Source organism: Burkholderia aenigmatica (genome assembly GCF_048627025.1).
GTDB classification, from domain to species: domain Bacteria; phylum Pseudomonadota; class Gammaproteobacteria; order Burkholderiales; family Burkholderiaceae; genus Burkholderia; species Burkholderia aenigmatica.
The window spans coordinates 2,204,010-2,222,195 of sequence record NZ_CP184468.1 but is presented as its reverse complement, the minus strand read 5'-3'; the positions used below and the strand labels follow the sequence as shown (position 1 = coordinate 2,222,195).

Annotated in this window: 11 protein-coding genes and 2 tRNA genes; 9 read left to right on the top strand and 4 right to left on the bottom strand. The window is 64.6% G+C overall.

The window, feature by feature from the left end; translation table 11 throughout:
* Positions 1-13: 13 nt before the first annotated feature.
* From tig to ACN8ZM_RS10335, 7 genes are all read left to right on the top strand, one after another.
* Positions 14-1,360, top strand: a complete 1,347-nt coding sequence (gene tig / locus ACN8ZM_RS10365; RefSeq protein WP_043188061.1) for a trigger factor — start codon at positions 14-16, stop codon at positions 1,358-1,360.
* A 140-nt stretch (positions 1,361-1,500) separates the two neighbouring features.
* On the top strand, positions 1,501-2,154 hold the full coding sequence (gene clpP / locus ACN8ZM_RS10360) for an ATP-dependent Clp endopeptidase proteolytic subunit ClpP (protein ID WP_010092137.1): 654 nt from the start codon (positions 1,501-1,503) through the stop codon (positions 2,152-2,154).
* A gap of 164 nt (positions 2,155-2,318) precedes the next feature.
* On the top strand, positions 2,319-3,590 hold the full coding sequence (clpX, locus tag ACN8ZM_RS10355; protein WP_043188067.1) for an ATP-dependent Clp protease ATP-binding subunit ClpX: 1,272 nt from the start codon (positions 2,319-2,321) through the stop codon (positions 3,588-3,590).
* 197 nt (positions 3,591-3,787) lie between these two features.
* Positions 3,788-6,211: an endopeptidase La gene (gene lon, locus ACN8ZM_RS10350; protein WP_011352361.1), complete on the top strand. Its 2,424-nt coding sequence runs from the start codon at positions 3,788-3,790 to the stop codon at positions 6,209-6,211.
* Between the two features lie 205 nt (positions 6,212-6,416).
* Positions 6,417-6,492: transfer RNA gene (locus ACN8ZM_RS10345), tRNA-Val, on the top strand.
* A gap of 23 nt (positions 6,493-6,515) precedes the next feature.
* Positions 6,516-6,592 (top strand) — tRNA-Asp (locus tag ACN8ZM_RS10340).
* A gap of 277 nt (positions 6,593-6,869) precedes the next feature.
* Positions 6,870-8,804 (top strand): SurA N-terminal domain-containing protein, encoded by a 1,935-nt coding sequence (locus ACN8ZM_RS10335; RefSeq protein WP_420209926.1) that lies wholly within the window; start codon positions 6,870-6,872, stop codon positions 8,802-8,804.
* A 70-nt stretch (positions 8,805-8,874) separates the two neighbouring features.
* Here ACN8ZM_RS10335 and ACN8ZM_RS10330 read toward each other — a convergent pair whose 3' ends face one another.
* Entirely contained in the window at positions 8,875-9,546 is a 672-nt protein-coding gene (locus ACN8ZM_RS10330; RefSeq protein ID WP_420209925.1) for an arylesterase, read from the bottom strand.
* On the opposite strand from ACN8ZM_RS10330, the gene ACN8ZM_RS10325 reads away from it, so the two are divergent.
* The gene (locus ACN8ZM_RS10325) at positions 9,545-10,258 is read left to right on the top strand and encodes an ABC transporter ATP-binding protein (protein WP_043188076.1); all 714 of its coding nucleotides are present in this window, start codon (positions 9,545-9,547) and stop codon (positions 10,256-10,258) included. The two genes, ACN8ZM_RS10330 and ACN8ZM_RS10325, sit on opposite strands and share 2 nt — an antisense overlap.
* 68 nt (positions 10,259-10,326) lie before the next feature.
* Here the strand turns inward: ACN8ZM_RS10325 and pgi are convergent, their stop codons facing one another.
* The 3 genes from pgi to ACN8ZM_RS10310 all read right to left on the bottom strand — a co-directional run bounded on the left by pgi (position 10,327) and on the right by ACN8ZM_RS10310 (position 14,959).
* The gene (gene pgi, locus ACN8ZM_RS10320; RefSeq protein ID WP_420209924.1) at positions 10,327-11,949 is read right to left on the bottom strand and encodes a glucose-6-phosphate isomerase; all 1,623 of its coding nucleotides are present in this window, start codon (positions 11,947-11,949) and stop codon (positions 10,327-10,329) included.
* Positions 11,950-12,060: 111 nt separating this feature from the next.
* On the bottom strand, positions 12,061-13,605 hold the full coding sequence (locus ACN8ZM_RS10315) for an NAD(P)H-hydrate dehydratase (RefSeq protein ID WP_420209923.1): 1,545 nt from the start codon (positions 13,603-13,605) through the stop codon (positions 12,061-12,063).
* A 52-nt stretch (positions 13,606-13,657) separates the two neighbouring features.
* Positions 13,658-14,959, bottom strand: a complete 1,302-nt coding sequence (locus ACN8ZM_RS10310; protein ID WP_043188080.1) for an FAD-dependent oxidoreductase — start codon at positions 14,957-14,959, stop codon at positions 13,658-13,660.
* A 1,388-nt stretch (positions 14,960-16,347) separates the two neighbouring features.
* On the opposite strand from ACN8ZM_RS10310, the gene ltrA reads away from it, so the two are divergent.
* Entirely contained in the window at positions 16,348-18,048 is a 1,701-nt protein-coding gene (ltrA, locus tag ACN8ZM_RS10305; protein ID WP_420209922.1) for a group II intron reverse transcriptase/maturase, read from the top strand.
* The last annotated feature ends 138 nt before the right edge of the window (positions 18,049-18,186 follow it).

Sequence of the window (18,186 nt, the reverse complement as noted above, 5' to 3'; positions counted from 1 at the left end):
GACGATTGAAGCCATGGCTAACGTTGTTGAGAACCTCGGCAAGCTTGAACGCCGCGTGACGATTTCCCTGCCGAAAGACACCGTGCAGAAGGAAATCGACGCCCGTATCCAGAAACTCGCGAAGACCGTGCGCATGCCGGGTTTCCGCCCGGGCAAGGTGCCGGTGAAGATGGTCGCGCAACAGTACGCGGGTCAGGTCGAAGCAGAAGTGCTGAGCGACAAGATCGGCCAGGAATTCTTCACGATCAGCCGCGCGGAAAACCTGCGCGTCGCTGGCCAGCCGAGCTTCGAGCCGAAGCAGGAGCAGGCTGAAGGTGCATACGCGTTCGACGCGACGTTCGAGGTCTACCCGGAAGTGAAGATCGGCGATCTGGCGACGGCTGAAGTCGAGCGCTCGACGACGTCGATCGGCGACGCCGAAATCGACCGCACGCTGGACATCCTGCGCAAGCAGCGCGTGCACTACCACGCACGCGGCGAAGCCGGCGAGCACGGTGACGGCGGCGCAGACACCGCAGCCAAGGACGGCGACCGCGTGACGGTCGACTTCGTCGGCAAGATCGACGACGTCGCCTTCCAGGGCGGCACGGCCGAAGATTTCCCGTTCGTGCTCGGCGAAGGCCGCATGCTGCCGGAATTCGAAAAGGCAGCGCTGGGCCTGAAGGACGGCGAATCGCGCACGTTCGACCTGGCATTCCCGGAGGATTACCACGGCAAGGACGTCGCGGGTAAGACGGCGCAATTCACGGTCACGATGAAGAAGATCGAGTGGCCGCACCTGCCGGAAATCGACGGTGAATTCGCGAAGTCGCTCGGCATCGAAGACGGCGATCTCACGAAGATGCGCGGCGAGATCAAGGAAAACCTCGAGCGTGAAGCGAAGCGCCGCACGCAGTCGATCGTCAAGAACCAGGTGATGGACGCGCTGCTGAAGATTTCCGAACTCGACGTGCCGAAGGCGCTGATCGAGCAGGACCAGCAACGCCTCGTCGAAATGGCTCGCCAGGATCTGGCGCAGCGCGGCGTGCCGAACGCGAAGGACGCACCGATCCCGGCCGAGATGTTCGCCGAGCAGGCAGAGCGCCGCGTGAAGCTGGGCCTCGTGCTGGCCGAACTCGTGAAGTCGAACAGCCTGGAAGCGAAGCCGGAGCAGATCCGCGCGGAAGTCGACGAGTTCGCGAAGAGCTACGAAGACCCGAAGGAAGTGGTCCGCTGGTATTATTCGAACCAGCAGCGCCTCGCCGAGATGGAAGCGTTCGTCGTTGAAAGCAACGTCGTCGATTTCGTGCTGGGCAAGGCGAAGGTGACGGACAAGGAAGTGAGCTTCGAAGCACTCGCGAGCGCATCGGCGCAAGCGTAAGTGTTGCTCTAGCGGCGTGCCGGCTGTCGGAGCGACGGCCCGCACGCCGTTTTTACGTCAAGCGCACGGTTGCCATTAATATGGCGATTGAGCGGGCGGCTTCCTTCCGTTCAATTTTCCATTCGAACAAGGTTCATTGAATGATCACTCGCGCTGAATTGCTGGACATGCTTGCTTCGAACGCGCCGCAGGGTTTCGAGGCGCAAGCGCTGGGGCTGGTGCCGATCGTCGTCGAAACGAGCGGCCGCGGCGAGCGTTCGTACGATATCTACTCGCGTCTCCTGAAGGAGCGCCTGGTGTTCATGGTCGGCGAAGTGAACGACCAGACCGCCAACCTCGTGGTTGCGCAGCTGTTGTTCCTCGAGAGCGAGAATCCCGACAAGGACATCAGCCTGTACATCAACAGCCCGGGCGGGTCGGTGTCGGCCGGCATGGCGATCTACGACACGATGCAGTTCATCAAGCCGGACGTGTCGACGCTGTGCATGGGCCTCGCGGCCAGCATGGGCGCGTTCCTGCTCGCGTCGGGTGCGAAGGGCAAGCGTTTCGCGCTGCCGAACTCGCGCGTGATGATTCACCAGCCGCTCGGCGGCGCACGCGGCCAGGCATCCGACATCGAGATCCAGGCACGCGAAATCCTCTACCTGAAGGAGCGGCTGAACCAGTTGCTCGCGCAGCACACGGGCCAGGACGTCGAGCGCATCGCGCGCGACACCGACCGTGATAACTTCATGTCGAGCGAGGATGCGAAGGCGTACGGGCTGATCGATCAGGTGCTGCTGAAGCGCCCGTGAGCTTAAGTGGGGTGCCGCCCCGATTCGTGCGGCGCCCCTGCGACGTCCCGAACGCCCTGAGCATCTGCGGCAAGCGCATCCAGCCGGCTCCGGTCGCGCCCTAGGCGCGGCGCTCGGAGCATTCGGCGTATCATGTCATCTACCTGTCCGGAGGCTCTACATTCATGGCGGACAAAAAAGGTTCGAACAGCGAGAAGCTGTTGTATTGCTCGTTTTGCGGAAAGAGCCAGCATGAGGTGAAAAAACTCATCGCTGGCCCGTCGGTGTTCATCTGCGATGAATGTATCGACCTTTGCAACGAGATCATTCGCGACGAGGCGGCTGCCGCCGGCGTCGAGGCCAGCCTGTCCCGGTCGGATCTGCCGAGCCCGCAGGAAATTCGCGACATCCTCGATCAGTACGTGATCGGCCAGGAGCGCGCGAAGAAGATCCTCGCGGTGGCTGTGTACAACCACTACAAGCGCCTGAAGCATCTCGACAAGAAGGACGACGTCGAGCTGTCGAAGAGCAACATCCTGCTGATCGGCCCGACGGGTTCCGGCAAGACGCTGCTCGCGCAGACGCTCGCGCGGTTGCTGAACGTGCCGTTCGTGATCGCCGATGCGACGACGCTGACCGAAGCCGGCTATGTCGGCGAGGACGTCGAGAACATCATCCAGAAGCTGTTGCAGAACTGCAACTACGAGGTCGACAAGGCTCAGCGCGGGATCGTCTACATCGACGAAATCGACAAGATCAGCCGCAAGTCGGACAACCCGTCGATCACGCGCGACGTGTCGGGCGAGGGCGTCCAGCAGGCACTGCTGAAGCTCGTCGAGGGCACGATGGCGTCGGTGCCGCCGCAGGGTGGCCGCAAGCATCCGAACCAGGATTTCATCCAGGTCGATACGACCAACATCCTGTTCATCTGCGGCGGTGCATTCGACGGTCTCGAAAAGGTGATCACCGATCGTACCGAGAAAACCGGCATCGGCTTTGGCGCGACGGTCAAGAGCAAGCAGGAACGCGACGCGGGCGAAGTGCTGCGCGAAACGGAACCGGAAGACCTGATCAAATTCGGTCTGATCCCCGAATTGATCGGCCGCCTGCCGGTGGTCGCGACGCTCGGCAAGCTCGATGAAGCTGCGCTGATGAAGATCCTGGTCGAGCCGAAGAACGCGCTCGTCAAGCAGTATCACAAGCTGTTCGCGATGGAACGCGTCGAGCTGGAGATCCGGCCGGGCGCACTGCAGGCAGTCGCCCGCAAGGCGATCCGCCGCAAGACCGGCGCGCGCGGTTTGCGTTCGATCATCGAACAAGCGTTGCTCGACGTGATGTACGAACTGCCGACGATGAAAGGGGTCAGCAAAGTCATCATCGACGAGAACGTCATCGAAGGCGACGGCAAGCCTTTGCTGATCTACGAGGACGCGCCGAAGGTGGCGGGTTCGAACTGACCGGCTTGCCGACGATGTTCTGCGAAAAAGGCCGTTCATGAGACCGTGGGCGGCTTTTTTTCGTTTATCTTGTGGGTAACTCTGACTCGACACGCGGTGGTTACTTTCTTACCGAATATTTCCCGCACTTGAAGGCTTGCAATTCGTTGTGGCGGCCTCAATTACCGAACAATTGATTCCACTCATGGGGAAATGAAATGTCAGGCACCCAACTTCTCCCGCCGGAACGCATCACGCTCCCGCTGCTGCCGCTGCGGGATGTCGTCGTTTTCCCGCACATGGTGATTCCGCTCTTCGTGGGCCGGCCGAAATCGATCAAGGCCCTCGAAGCAGCGATGGAAGGCGGCAAGCACATCATGCTCGTCGCCCAGAAAACCGCGGCCAAGGACGAACCGACCGAAAAGGACATGTACGAGGTCGGTTGTATCGCCAACATCCTGCAGATGCTGAAGCTGCCGGACGGCACCGTGAAGGTGCTCGTCGAGGGCCTGCAGCGCGCGAAGGCGTTGTCGATCGAAGAGCAGGAAACGCAATTCTCCTGCGAAGTGATGCCGCTCGAGCCCGATCATGCCGACAGCGCTGAAACGGAAGCGCTGCGCCGTGCGATCGTGTCGCAGTTCGACCAGTACGTGAAGCTGAACAAGAAGATCCCGCCGGAGATCCTCACGTCGCTGTCGGGCATCGACGAAGCAGGCCGTCTCGCCGACATGATCGCCGAGCGCCTGCCGCTGAAACTCGACCAGAAGCAGCACATCCTCGAGATGTTCCCGGTCATCGAGCGCCTCGAGCACCTGCTCGCGCAGCTCGAAGCCGAAATCGACATCCTGCAGGTCGAAAAGCGCATCCGCGGGCGCGTGAAGCGCCAGATGGAAAAGAGCCAGCGCGAGTACTACCTGAACGAACAGGTCAAGGCGATCCAGAAGGAACTGGGCGAAGGCGAAGAGGGTGCCGATCTCGAGGAACTCGAGAAGCGCATCAACGCCGCGCGCATGCCGAAGGAAGCCAAGAAGAAGGCCGACGCCGAGCTGAAGAAGCTGAAGCTGATGTCGCCGATGTCCGCGGAAGCGACCGTCGTGCGCAACTACATCGACACGCTGATCGGCCTGCCGTGGCGCAAGAAGAGCAAGGTCAACAACGACCTGTCGAACGCCGAGCAGGTGCTCGACGAGGATCACTTCGGCCTCGAGAAGGTCAAGGAACGCATCCTCGAGTATCTCGCGGTGCAACAGCGCGTCGACAAGGTCAAGGCACCGATCCTGTGCCTCGTCGGGCCCCCGGGCGTCGGCAAGACCTCGCTCGGCCAGTCGATCGCCCGTGCGACGAACCGCAAGTTCGTCCGGATGGCGCTCGGCGGCGTGCGTGACGAAGCCGAGATCCGTGGCCACCGTCGTACGTACATCGGTTCGATGCCGGGCAAGATCCTGCAGAGCCTCACGAAGGTCGGCGTGCGCAATCCGCTCTTCCTGCTCGACGAAGTCGACAAGATGGGCATGGATTTCCGCGGCGATCCGTCGTCGGCGCTGCTCGAAGTGCTCGATCCGGAACAGAACCACACGTTCGCCGACCACTACATCGAGGTCGACTTCGACCTGTCGGACGTGATGTTCGTCGCGACGTCGAACTCGCTGAACATCCCGCCGCCGCTGCTCGACCGGATGGAAGTGATCCGTCTGTCGGGTTACACGGAAGACGAGAAGGTCAGCATCGCCCAGCGTTACCTGCTGCCGAAGCAGAAGAAGAACAACGGGCTGAAGGAAGGCGAGATCGAGGTCACCGAACAGGCGATCCGCGACATCATCCGCTACTACACGCGCGAAGCCGGTGTGCGTTCGCTCGAGCGTGAAGTGTCGAAGATTTGCCGCAAGGTCGTGAAGATGCTGCTGCTGAAGAAGGCATCGGGCGCGATCAAGGTCGACGGCGAAAACCTCGATACGTTCCTCGGCGTGCGCAAGTACGACTTCGGCCTCGCGGCGAAGGAAAACCAGGTCGGTCAGGTGACGGGCCTCGCGTGGACGGAAGTCGGTGGCGATCTGCTGACGATCGAAGCCGCGGTGATGCCGGGCAAGGGCAACGTGATCCGTACCGGTTCGCTCGGCGACGTGATGAAGGAGTCGGTCGAGGCGGCACGTTCGGTCGTGCGCTCGCGTTCGCGTCGTCTCGGCATCAAGGACGAAGCGTTCGAGAAGCAGGACATCCACATCCACGTGCCGGAAGGCGCGACGCCGAAGGACGGTCCGTCCGCCGGCGGTGCGATGACGACCGCGCTGGTGTCGGTGCTGACGGGTATCCCCGTGCGTGCCGATGTCGCGATGACGGGCGAAATCACGCTGCGTGGAGAAGTCCTGCCGATCGGTGGCCTGAAGGAGAAGCTGCTCGCCGCGCATCGCGGTGGCATCAAGCTCGTGCTGATCCCGGAAGAGAACGTGAAGGATCTCGCCGAGATTCCGGACAACGTGAAGAACGCGATCGAGATCGTGCCGGTCCGCTGGATCGACAAGGTGCTGGAACTCGCGCTCGAGCGTTCGCCGACCCCGCTGCCGCCGGAAGAAGAGGCGAAGGCGGCGGCACCGGTCGCCGATGCGGCGAAGGATGCCGGCTCGACGGAATTCGTCAAGCACTAAGCATTGGGGCACCGTCCTTCCTGACGGTTGTTCACGAAACCCGCGGCGTGGCCGCGGGTTTTTTTATGCGTGTCGGAATCGTGTGCGAGAGCGTTTAAAAAAATTCACGTCAGGGCTTTGCAAAATGATCGGGTATGAATTAAACTTGCGGGCTCGCTGGTTGTTGATGCCGAAACGCAGATCGCAGCCAGAACGAATCGGAAACGGGTGCTTAGCTCAGCTGGTAGAGCGGCGCCCTTACAAGGCGTAGGTCGGGGGTTCGAACCCCTCAGCACCCACCAGTTTCCTGATTCAGCCAGACCAAGGAGCGGTAGTTCAGTCGGTTAGAATACCGGCCTGTCACGCCGGGGGTCGCGGGTTCGAGTCCCGTCCGCTCCGCCAAACAAACGAAAGTGCCCGCCTTGTGCGGGCATTTTTGTTTGTGCGTTCAGTTGTTGCGCCCGTTGTCGGGCGCGTGGCTGCGGAGTGGAAGAGGTGCCCCGCAGGAGGGCGACTTCGGTCCGCTTCGCCGCTCAAGCGAAAATGCCCGCGTTACGCGGGCATTTTTGTTTTGTGCGCCTGGTTGTCGCGTCGTACTCGCCCACAGCACGTCTGCTTTTCTCCCGTCCCACCCCGTATGTTGTAATATCGGTCGTTTTGTCCAATTTTCCCGTCACGCATGCTCGATTTCTTCCGTAATCACCAGCGCCTGATGATGGCGCTCCTGCTCCTGATCGTGTTGCCGGGGCTGGGTTTCGTCGGGATCCAAGGCTTCCGCGGCTTCTTCGACGATAGCGCGAACGTCGCGGCAGTCAACGGGCACAAGATCACGCGGGCCGAATTCGACGGCGCGTTCCGCCAGCAGATCGACCAGGCGCGCCAGGCACTCGGCGGGCAGTTCGACATCAAGATGTTCGATACGCCCGAGCACCGCAAGCAGGTGCTCGACGGCCTGATCCAGCAGCGCGTGCTGGCCGACGAGACCCAACGTCTGCACCTGACCGCATCCGACAACGCCGTGCGCGAAGCGCTGATGAGCGACCCGATGATCGCGTCGCTGAAGAAGCCCGACGGTTCGATCGACGTCGAGCGCTACGCGCAACTGCTGTCGTTCCAGGGGATGACGCCCGAGCAGTATCAGGAGCGCGTGCGCTACAGCCTCTCGCTGCAGCAGATTCCGGCCAGCATCGTATCGAGCGCGTTCACGCCGAAGAGCCTCGCGCAACGCCTGTCCGAACTCGCCGCGCAGCAGCGCGAAGTGCAGCCGCTCGTGCTGAAGACGAGCGACTTCGCCGCGAAGGTCCAGCCGACCGATGCACAGCTCACCGCGTACTATGACGCGCACAAGCAGAGCTTCGCGACGCCGGAGACTGCGACGATCCAGTACCTCGTCTATTCGCCGGCCGCAGCGGCTGCGAGCGCGCAGCCGACCGACGCGGACATCAAGAAGTTCTACGACGACAACCCGACGCACTTCCGCACCGAAGCGCAGGTTCGCGTGAGCCACATCTTCATCGCCGCAGCGGGCAGCGCCAGCGCGGCCGACAAGGCGGCAGCGAAGACGAAGGCCGAGCAACTGCTGGCCGACGTGAAGGCGCATCCGGACCAGTTCGCGCAGATCGCGCAGAAGAGCTCGCAGGACGCACCGTCGGCCGCGAAGGGCGGCGACCTCGGCTTCATCACGCCCGGCTCCACGGCGGGCGGCAAGGCGTTCGACGATGCCGCGTTCGCGCTCAAGCAGGGCGACGTGAGCGGTGTCGTGCAGTCGGATCTGGGCTTTCACATCCTGAAGGCCACGGAAGTGAAGCCGGCGGCCGTCAAGCCGTTCGCGGACGTGAAGGATCAGATCGCAGCCGACCTGAAGCAGCAGTACGCATCGAAGGCGTTCACGGACAACGCGGAAGGGTTCACGTCCACCGTCTACGAAAAGGCGAAGACGCTGCAGCCGGCAGCGGACAAGTACAAGCTGACGATCCAGACGGCTACCGTCACGCCGACGCCGAATCCGCAACTGCCGCCGACGAGCCCGCTGAACAATCCGAAGTTCCTGGCCGCCGTGTTCGCCACCGACTCGGTGAAGAGCCAGAACAACACGCAGGCGATCGACGTCGGCAACAACACGCTGATCTCGGCGCGCGTGACCGACTACAAGCCGGCTGCCGTGCCCGCGCTCGACGCGATCAAGGACGTCGTGCGTCAGAAGGTCGTCGCCGAGCAGGCCGCGGAACTCGCGAAGAAGGACGGTGCGGCGAAGCTCGCCGAACTGCAGAAGTCGAAGTCGACCGACGGGTTCGCGGCCGCGCAGAAGGTGTCGCGCACGCAGTCGCAGGGCCTGACGCCGGCTGCGCTGAGCGCCGTCTACAAGATCGACGCGAAGACGCTGCCGGCCTACGTCGGTGTCGATCTCGGCGCGGACGGCTATGCGATCTACCGCGTGAACGCGGTGATCCCGGGTTCGGCGGTCGATCCGCAGCAACTGGCGGCCGCGCAGCAGCAGATGGCGCAGGTCGACGCACAGAGCGAAGGCGAAGCGTATCTCACCGCGCTGCGCGATCGCTCGAAGGTGAAGCTGTACGGCTCGACGGCCAGCCAGTCGCAGAACGGCGACAACTGATAGTCGTTTCGCACGCAACAAAAAGCCCCGCTTCATGCGGGGCTTTTTGTTTTCCAGCGACGGCTGCTCGTCAGCCGCGCGGCTTGCCGAGCAGTGGTTTCAAGGCCGGCCACACGTTGTCGAGCAGAATGCCCTGCGCTTGCTGTGCAGGGTGCATCTGGTCGGCCTGGAACATCTCGGGCTTGTTCTCGATGCCGGCCAGCAGGAACGGCACGAGCGGCACGCCGAGATCCTTCGACAGCCGCGTATAGACGGCGTGGAACTTCTGCGTGTAGTCGGGGCCGTAGTTGGGCGGCACGTACATGCCGACCAGCACGACCTTCGCTCGCGCCTGTCGCGCGCCGGCGATGATGTCGCGCAGGTTCTGCTCGGTCGTCGCAAGGGGCACGCCGCGCAGCGCATCGTTCGAACCGAGCTCGACGACGACGATCGACGGCCTGAGTCGCTGCAGCACCGCGGGCAGGCGCGCACGGCCGCCGCTCGTGGTGTCGCCGCTGACGCTGGCGTTCGCGACGCTATAATCGATTCGCTCGGTCGTGAGCCGTTGCCGCAGCAAAGCCACCCAGCCGGTGTCGCGCGGCAGCCCGTATTCGGCCGACAGGCTGTCGCCGAGCACGACGATCACGGGCGGGCCCGATGTCGCGGGCGTCGTCGCGGCGCGTGCCGGCACGGTGGCGGCGAGCAGGGTGCCCAGCAGCGCGGCGACCGCCGCGCGTCTTTTCCAGCGAAATGTCGTGTCCATGTTCAAGATTACCGATCCGATCATCGAAGTCCATGACGTGTGCAAGCGGGTTGCCGATGCAACGGGCGAGTTGACGATCCTCGACGGCATCACGCTCGCCGTGACGCCGGGCAGCAGCCTGGCGATCGTCGGCGCGTCGGGGTCGGGCAAATCGACGCTGCTCGGCCTGCTTGCGGGGTTGGACAGCGCGACGAGCGGCACGGTTCGCCTGCTCGGTCGTGCGCTCGACCAGCTCGACGAGGATGCGCGCGCCGCGCTGCGCAATGGCTCAGTCGGGTTCGTGTTCCAGTCGTTCCAGTTGATGCCGCACCTGACGGCGCTCGAGAACGTGATGCTGCCGCTCGAACTGCAGGGTGGCATCAGCGCGCGCGACGCAGCCGATCGTGCCCGGGCGCTGCTCGTGCAGGTCGGTCTCGGCGAGCGCACCGCGCATTATCCGAAGCTGTTGTCCGGGGGCGAGCAGCAGCGCGTCGCGCTTGCGCGCGCATTCGTCACGCGCCCGGCGATCCTGTTCGCCGACGAGCCGACCGGCAGCCTCGATGCGGCCACCGGCCATGCGGTCATCGACCTGATGTTCGAACTCAACCGCACGCACGGTGCGACGCTCGTGCTCGTCACGCACGATGCCGAACTCGCGCGCCGCTGCGCGACGACGGTGACGCTCGACGCCGGGCGCATCGTCGCACCGCAAGCCGCGTCGCGCGGCGCCTGAATTTTTCGGCCGACCGCGCAGGCAGGGCTGCGCGGCCGGCATCGGCATGACGCCGTTGCGTCAGTGCGTCAGCGTTTCAGCGCCGCGCGGGCGCGCTCGATCAGCGCCGTGGTCGACGAGTCGTGCTTCGCCGGATCGACCGACTCGGCCGACAGGTCGGCTTCCACCACCTTGCCGAGAATCTTGCCGAGCTCGACGCCCCACTGGTCGAACGGATTGATGTCCCACACCGTTGCCTGCACGAGCACCTTGTGTTCGTACAATGCGATCAGCGCGCCGAGCGTGCGCGGCGTCAGCGCGTCGACGAGCAGCGTCGTCGTCGGGCGGTTGCCCGGGAACGTCAGGTGCGGCGCGAGCGCTTCCTTGCCCGGCCCCGCGACCTGGCGCGCTTCGTCGAGCGTGCGGCCGAGCATCAGTGCCTCGCTCTGCGCAAAGCAGTTCGCCAGCAGCTTCGGATGATGGCTCGCGAGCGGATGCTCGGGGGTCAGCACCGCGATGAAGTCGATCGGCACGATCGTCGGCCCCTGGTGCAGCATCTGGAAGAACGCATGCTGGCCGTTGGTGCCCGGCTCGCCCCACGTGACGGCCGACGTCGGGTAATCGACGAAGGTGCCGTCCAGGCGCGCGGATTTGCCGTTGCTCTCCATTTCGAGTTGCTGCAGGTACGACGGCAGATAGTGCAGCGCTTCCGAATACGGCGCGACGAGATAGCTCTGCGACCCGAAGAAATTCCGGTACCAGATGCCGATCAGGCCGAGCAGCACGGGCAGGTTGCGTTCGAGCGGCGCTTCGCGGAAATGGCGGTCCATGTCGTTCGCGCCGGCCAGCAGCTCGTCGAACTGCTCGGGGCCGATCGCGATCATGATCGACAGACCGACTGCCGACCACAGCGAATAGCGGCCGCCGACCCAGTCCCACATTTCGAACACGTTGTCCGCGGCGATGCCGAACTTCACGACTTCGGCCGGGTTCGCCGACACGCCGACGAAGTGCTTCGCGAGCGCGTCTTCGGGGCAGCCGCGCGCGACGAACCAGTCGCGCAGCGAGCGTGCGTTCGTCATCGTCTCGAGCGTCGTGAAGGTCTTCGACACGATGATCGCGAGCGTTTCCTCGGGGTCGACCTGTTCGAGCACGCGTGCGAGATCGGCGCCGTCGACGTTCGACACGAAATGCGTGGAGATGTCAGGCGTGGCGACGTGGTGCAGCGCATGCACGACCATCTTCGGCCCGAGATCGGAGCCGCCGATGCCGATGTTGATCACGTGGCGGATGCGCTTGCCGGTGTAGCCCGTCCACGTGCCGCTGCGCACGGCGCGCGCGAAGGTCGCCATCTTTGCGCGCTCGGCGCTGATCTGTGCATGGAACGGCGCTTGCGGATCGGTCGCGCGCAGCGCGGTGTGCAGTGCGGCACGGCCTTCGGTCGGGTTGACGATGTCGCCCGCGAACATCGCATCGCGTCGCGCTTCGACGCCCGCGTCGCGCGCGAGCTGCACGAGCAGGCGCAGCGTGTCGTCGTTGATGCGGTTCTTCGAGAAATCGGCTGCGAGGCCGCCGCCCGCGAGCGTGAAGCGTTCGGCACGGGTCGGCGTGCGATCGTTTTCCGGTGCGAACCAGTCGCGCAGCCGGGCGTGGCGGATCTGCTCGAAGTGGGATTGAAGGGCAGTCCAGGCGGGGAGCGATTTCAGCGTCATGGCGGTTCGAGTGAAGCGTGAATCGGGAGGAATGCCGCGCCGGCTCATCGTGATCGGAAGGCCGGCGGACGAGAGGGCCCGCCGTGCGGCGGGGCAGTCAGTATAGCGGCGTTATGTGTCGGCGCGCGGCGACGCATAAAAAAGGCGATTGATCAGCGTGCGCACCATCGGCGCGAGTTCGCCGGCCGTGAGTCCGGCCGGGCCCGTGCAGTTTGCGGTCAGCGTGTCGGCCGCGAGGCCGTGCAGGTAGACGCCTGCGAGCGCCGCTTCGTATGGCGCGACGCGCTGCGCGAGCAACGCGCCGATCAGGCCGCCGAGCACGTCGCCGGTGCCGCCGGTGGCGAGCGCCGCGTTGCCGGTCGGATTGATCGTCACGCGGCCGTCGGGCGCCGCAATCACCGTGCCCGAGCCTTTCAGCACGACGATGGCGGCATGGCGCGCGGCGAGCGCCTGCGCGGCCGCGACGCGGTCGCGCTGGACCGTTGCGGTGTCGCTGCCGAGCAGTCGCGCGGCCTCGAGCGGGTGAGGCGTCAGCACGCACGGATTGCCGCGCGCACCGCGCGTGGCGACCGCGGCCGCGAGATCCGCATGCGTCGCGACGAGGTTCAGCGCGTCGGCATCGAGCAGCGTCGCGGCGTCGTGCGCGAGCACGTCGCGCACGAGCGTCGCCGCGGCTTCGCGCGTGCCCAGTCCGCAGCCGGCCGCGATCGCGGTCATCGCGTCGAGATCGAGGCCGTCGGCCGGGTGCAGCATCAGTTCGGGGAACGGCGGGTCATACGGCGGCGCGCCGGCGCCGAGGAAACCGACGTGCACCTTGCCGGCACCCGTGAACAGCGCGGCGCGGGCGGCCAGGATCGGCGCGCCGCACATGCCCGTGTCGCCGCCGAGCACTGCGAGGCTGCCGAACGTGCCCTTGTGGGACGCGAAGGCGCGCGCGGGCAGGGCGGCGGCGAACTGCGCGGGCGCGTTCAGCACGATGGCCGGCGCGGCGGGCGGTGCGACGTCGAGCGAGGCGACGTCGATCTCGCCGGCGAGATCCCGGCCTTCGCCGGTATAGAGGCCGGGCTTCGCGCCGATGAAGGTGAGCGTATGGGTGGCGGCGACGGCGACGCCCGCGCCGACGATCCGGCCCGTATCGCTGTCGAGCCCGCTCGGCACATCGAGCGCGAGGACGTGGCCGCCGCTGCGCGCGTGCGCGGCGATGCGCGCCGCCTGCTCGGCGAATGCACCGTCGAGCGCGCGGCCGAGACCGATGCCGAACAGCCCGTCGACGATCCACGCATAGCCGTCCAGCGAAGCCGGTGGCGTGGCCGCCAGCGGCACGCCGGCTGCGCGCGCGAGGCCGAGCGCCCATTGCGCGTCGTCCGGCTTCACCGGCACCGGCATCCATGCCTGCGTCGCGACGCCAAGCTGCTGGAGGTGCGCGGCGGCAACCAGCGCGTCGCCGCCGTTGTTGCCCGGGCCGACCGCGAACCAGACGGGGCGGTCGTCGCCGGCCGCGCGCTCGGACAGCCAGCGCGCGGCGGCGGCGCCGGCGCGCGCCATCAGCGTATGCGGCGGCAGCGCCGCGGCGGCGCGGGCTTCGGCCGTGCGCAGGTCGGCGACGCGCAGCAGCGCAACGGGATCGGAATCGGGGAGCGGGCGGGTAACGGTCATCGCGGGGTCGTGGCGGCTGGCAAGGCGGCCGCCGGGGACGAGCCCGCGGCGGTCAGGTCGTGAAGCGCCCGGCGCGCAGCGCGGCGAGCGTGTCGGCGGGCCAGTGTTGCAGGTCGCCGCCCAGATAGTCGGTCACCACTTTAGCAGACCCGCATGCGAGCCCCCAACCGGCCGGGCCGTGCCCGAAATTGACGAATACGCGCGGATGCGGGGTCGGACCGACGACCGGCAGGCCGTCCGGCGACAGCAGCTGCATGCCTTGCCACGACAACGCGGCCGAGATCCTGGCGGCACCAGGCACCCAGTCGTGGACGGCCTGGCCGAGCAGCGCGAGCGCCGCCTCGGACAGTGGCTCGGCGAGCGGTTTCGCGGTGTCGGGCACGCTCTGCAGCACGGCGCCGCCGCCGACGCGCAGCCGCTGGTGAGTGCGCGTGATCGAGATCCGCTTGATCGAATCGATGACGTTCAGGTGCGGCACGTGTTCTTCGTAGGCGATCGGCGCGGTGAGCGTATGGACGCGCACCGGATGCAGCGGCAGGCGCCAGCCGAGCCGGGCGAGCAGCGGCAGGCTGCCGGCGCCGGCGGCGACCACGATCGCGTCGGCGGAAATCACGTCGACCTCGCGCGCATTCGACGCGCGCCGGTCGCCGGTCGGGACGAGCTCGACCGCGGCGCGGCCCGTGTCGACGCGGATCGCGGCGACTTCCGCGCCGAAGCGGAACTGCACGCCATGCTCGTCGAGCGCCTGCTTGACCAGCTTCGTGAACAGCGGGCAATTCCCGGTGCGTTCGGTCTCGAGCAGCACGCCGCCGGCGAAGCCGGGCTCGGCCGGCACCGACGGCTCGATGGCCGCGCATTCGTCGGCGGAGAGCAGGCGGTACGGCTGGTCGAGCGTGCGCAGCAGGTCGAGCGCGGGCTGCATCGCGTCCCAGTCGCGCGGATCGCGCACGACGTGCAGGATGCCGGGCTTCTGGTCGAATTCGAGTTCGAGGTGCGTCTCGATGTCGGCGAGCGTGTCGCGCGACGCGTCGATCAGCGGGCGCAGCCGCGCGTACTGGGCGGCGAACGCGTCGGGCTCGCGCAGCGTGCCGAGCTGCTTGACGAAGCGGCGCACGCCGCCGTTGAAGCCCGGCTTGTAGACGATGCCGCTGTCGCGCGGCTGGCGCTGGCGCATGAAGGTCGGGCCGAACCAGACGTCGAGCGGGCTCGGCTGCAGCGCGCCGCCGTCGCCGTAGGTCGCACCCTGCGCGACGGTCGCGTGGCGTTCGACCACGCACACGCGGTGGCCAGCCGCGCGCAACTGGTAGGCGGTGGCGACGCCGCTGATTCCGCCGCCGATGACGATGACATCCATGGATTGCTTCGATGACGGGCGACGCGCAGGCGCCGTCCGGTGAGAATTCGCTGAGGGCCCCGGCCCGGTGAACCCGGAATGATAGCGCCAAAATCGCGCGAACCGGCGCCGGGCGAGCAGGGATCGTGCAGCCGCGCCACGGCCGCCGGTTGCCGCGCCCGCGCAGGGCGGCCCGGCGGGCGATCCGGTGAGCGATCCGTGCACGGCGCGCACCGCGGCACCGTTGCGGTGCATGCGGGCTGCCGAACGGCCGGTCTTGGGCGACCGACTTCCGGGTATAATTACGGCCTTCGTGCGACACGCACGCTCGTGTCCGGGTAGTCCCAACGTAAGGGACATCGACTAGCAGTGTCTGGAGGGGAAACCTTGACCGGCTGCGAGAAGTACACCGCGGTGCATCACGAAGAAGCGCGAGCTTCCGAGTGCAACTGCCCACAAGCGCTGTACTTTTTATTGGTAACGAAGCGAACCCGGTTGGGTACTCCGGGTGTCGCCATAGGCGATGTTCGGTGTGCTGCATTCAACTGGACATCGCATTGCATTGGCCTGATTACCGTCAGGACCCGCCCAGTCAGCGGCTTCACCTCCGCCGACTCGGTGGGGTGTTGTATGCAATTCCTCAAGACATGCGTGGCTTGGGGTTTCGAAGCTTGAGACGAGCGAAAGCTCGGTGTGTCATTGTTCAATCTCTCAGTGGTCGGGAGATAGTGAACCTGTTGTACGACCAGCAGTAGCCTAGGGAGACATGCGTCACTGGTAACGGTGGGGTGTGAAGCTCTCCCGACAATGAAGCCCCCGGATGTATCGGGCGCGTGGAGATCGTGAGATCTCCACGTGGAGATTCGGAGCAGCAATCGGATCGAGGAGCTAGGCTGACTGGCAGGGTCAACGTAAGTGAACTGCTGATAAACCTCGTAATAATTGTGGTGCCAAAGCTGCTGTTAGGCATCGACCAAAAGGTGCGCGGTCGGATAACCCGCTGAAGGTTCGGGTTACGTCGTCATCGGACCGCCGGGGAAGAGGCAGGACCTAAACCAGTCGTGTGACACGCCGGGAACGTGGTAAGCCCGTATGGCTGCCGGGCCATTGGCTCGGCAGGCAGACCGCAAGGGATGTTGTTGGCCGTGCGGGTATGGGAGGACGGAAAAAGCGAATGCCGGGTTGTAATGGCTCGGATAGGGGTTGAGACATCACCCCACGCGAAAGCGGGCAGACTTCCGTCTGGTCTACCGTCGCAAGACGGCTGACTAACCCTCAAGCTGAAATAGTGATTGCTGGTGGTTTCTTAGCCATCAGTGTTGTTCTTTTCCCTTGTGGGAGCAAAACGCTCCCGCAAGGGGCGTGTTGCTTTCCGCGAAGGGATTCACTTCTTTGAGCAGGAGAGCAGCATGAAAGTATCTACCCGTAAGGGTGGGTCTGCGCTTTCCCATGCGCCGAACCACTGGCACGACGTCGATTGGCGTCGCGTGGAACGGAACGTGAGAGGGATGCAGATTCGAATTGCGAAGGCGACGCGGGAAGGTGACTGGCGCAGGGTGAAAGCCCTGCAACGGATGCTGACCCGCACGTTGTCCGCGAAGTTGTACGCGGTACGACGTGTTACGCAAAACCAAGGTGCGCGAACGGCTGGAGTCGATCGCGAACTGTGGGACACGCCTGAGAGCCGATGGGAAGCTGTCGGCAGGTTGAAGCGGCGCGGATACAGGCCTCTGCCATTACGGAGGGTCTTTATCCCCAAGGCCAATGGGAAGTTACGCCCTCTGGGCATACCGACCATGCGGGACAGGGCGATGCAAGCCTTGTACTTGCTGGCCCTGGAGCCGGTGTCGGAATCGACGAGCGACCCGAACTCATATGGGTTTCGGATCAACCGCTCAACGGCCGACGCCATGTCGCAGTTGTTTGTCTCTTTGGCTCAGAAAGCTTCGGCCCAATGGGTTCTGGAGGCAGACATCAAAGGTTGCTTCGACTACATCAACCATGACTGGCTGGCGAACCACGTCCCAATGGACAAGGGGATTCTCCGGAAGTGGTTGAAGGCTGGCCTGATTTACGAAGGGCAGCTACAGGCGACTGAGGCCGGTACGCCACAGGGAGGCATCATTTCCCCGACGTTGGCCAATGTGACGCTGAATGGGCTTGAACGAGAACTTGCGGGGCATCTGAATGCCACGTTCGGGATTGTTCGGGCCAAGAAGCTGAAGGTGAGAGTGGTGCGGTACGCCGACGACTTCGTGATCACCGGCACTTCGCAAGAGGTGCTAGAAGACGATGTCAGACCTTGGGTGGAAGCCTTCCTCGCACAACGAGGACTGCAACTTTCCGAGGAAAAAACGCGGATCGTCCACATCAACGACGGTTTCGATTTCCTTGGGTGGAATTTCCGGAAGTACTCGGGAACGCTGCTCATCAAACCGAGCAAGAAGAACGTAAAGACGTTCTATCGCAAGGTCGAGGAAACAATCAGCGGTAACAAGGCGGCGAAGCAGGAGAGCTTGATCCTTCTGCTGAACCCGATGCTACGGGGATGGGCGCAGTATCACAGCCCCGTAGTTGCCAAGCAGGCGTACACCCGCATGGAGCATCTCGTGGTCAGGAGGCTCTGGCGGTGGTCGAAACGGCGGCATCCAAACAAGGGTAAAGACTGGGTGAAGAGGAAGTACTTTCACACGGTCGGAAACCGTAATTGGGTGTTCGCGGCGCCCACGGTGCGCGAAGACGGCAGTAAGGGCCTTCTGGAGATGTACCAACTCAGCGGTACGGAAATCAGAAGGCACAAGAAGGTGAGAGGGGACTTCAATCCCTTCGATCCCACGATGGAGCAGTACGGCGAAGAGTTGCGGCAGGAGCGTATGTGGAATTCGATGCGCTATCGGAAGCAATGGGCCTCGCTGTACATGTCACAAAGCGGCTGTTGTGCGCATTGCGGCAGTGCCCTGACGGACGAGACGGGTTGGCACGATCATCATCTGGAATATCGGATGCATGGCGGATCGGACTCTCTCTCCAACCGGGTTTTGCTACATCCGGACTGTCATCGGCAGGTGCACGCCGGTAAAATTGCAGTAACTAAGCCGGTCTGGCCGTAGGCCAGATTTTGCTCTTGTAGGCTTGAGCCGTATGCGAGGAAACTCGCACGTACGGTTCTTAGGGGGCCCTTCTTCCGTAAGGAAGGGGGGCTACCCTACCTTTCGCCCCACGTCGCCACCTTGCGCGACTCATCGACG

Excerpts from the sequence above, each read along its gene's own strand:
- ltrA (WP_420209922.1), top strand. The coding sequence starts at position 16,348 with ATGAAAGTATCTACCCGTAAGGGTGGGTCTGCGCTTTCCCATGCGCCG.
- lon (WP_011352361.1), top strand. The coding sequence starts at position 3,788 with ATGTCAGGCACCCAACTTCTCCCGCCGGAACGCATCACGCTCCCGCTG.
- clpP (WP_010092137.1), top strand. The coding sequence starts at position 1,501 with ATGATCACTCGCGCTGAATTGCTGGACATGCTTGCTTCGAACGCGCCG.
- ACN8ZM_RS10325 (WP_043188076.1), top strand. The coding sequence starts at position 9,545 with ATGTTCAAGATTACCGATCCGATCATCGAAGTCCATGACGTGTGCAAG.
- ACN8ZM_RS10310 (WP_043188080.1), bottom strand. The coding sequence starts at position 14,959 with ATGGATGTCATCGTCATCGGCGGCGGAATCAGCGGCGTCGCCACCGCC.
- clpX (WP_043188067.1), top strand. The coding sequence starts at position 2,319 with ATGGCGGACAAAAAAGGTTCGAACAGCGAGAAGCTGTTGTATTGCTCG.
- ACN8ZM_RS10315 (WP_420209923.1), bottom strand. The coding sequence starts at position 13,605 with ATGACCGTTACCCGCCCGCTCCCCGATTCCGATCCCGTTGCGCTGCTG.
- tig (WP_043188061.1), top strand. The coding sequence starts at position 14 with ATGGCTAACGTTGTTGAGAACCTCGGCAAGCTTGAACGCCGCGTGACG.
- pgi (WP_420209924.1), bottom strand. The coding sequence starts at position 11,949 with ATGACGCTGAAATCGCTCCCCGCCTGGACTGCCCTTCAATCCCACTTC.
- ACN8ZM_RS10330 (WP_420209925.1), bottom strand. The coding sequence starts at position 9,546 with ATGGACACGACATTTCGCTGGAAAAGACGCGCGGCGGTCGCCGCGCTG.
- ACN8ZM_RS10335 (WP_420209926.1), top strand. The coding sequence starts at position 6,870 with ATGCTCGATTTCTTCCGTAATCACCAGCGCCTGATGATGGCGCTCCTG.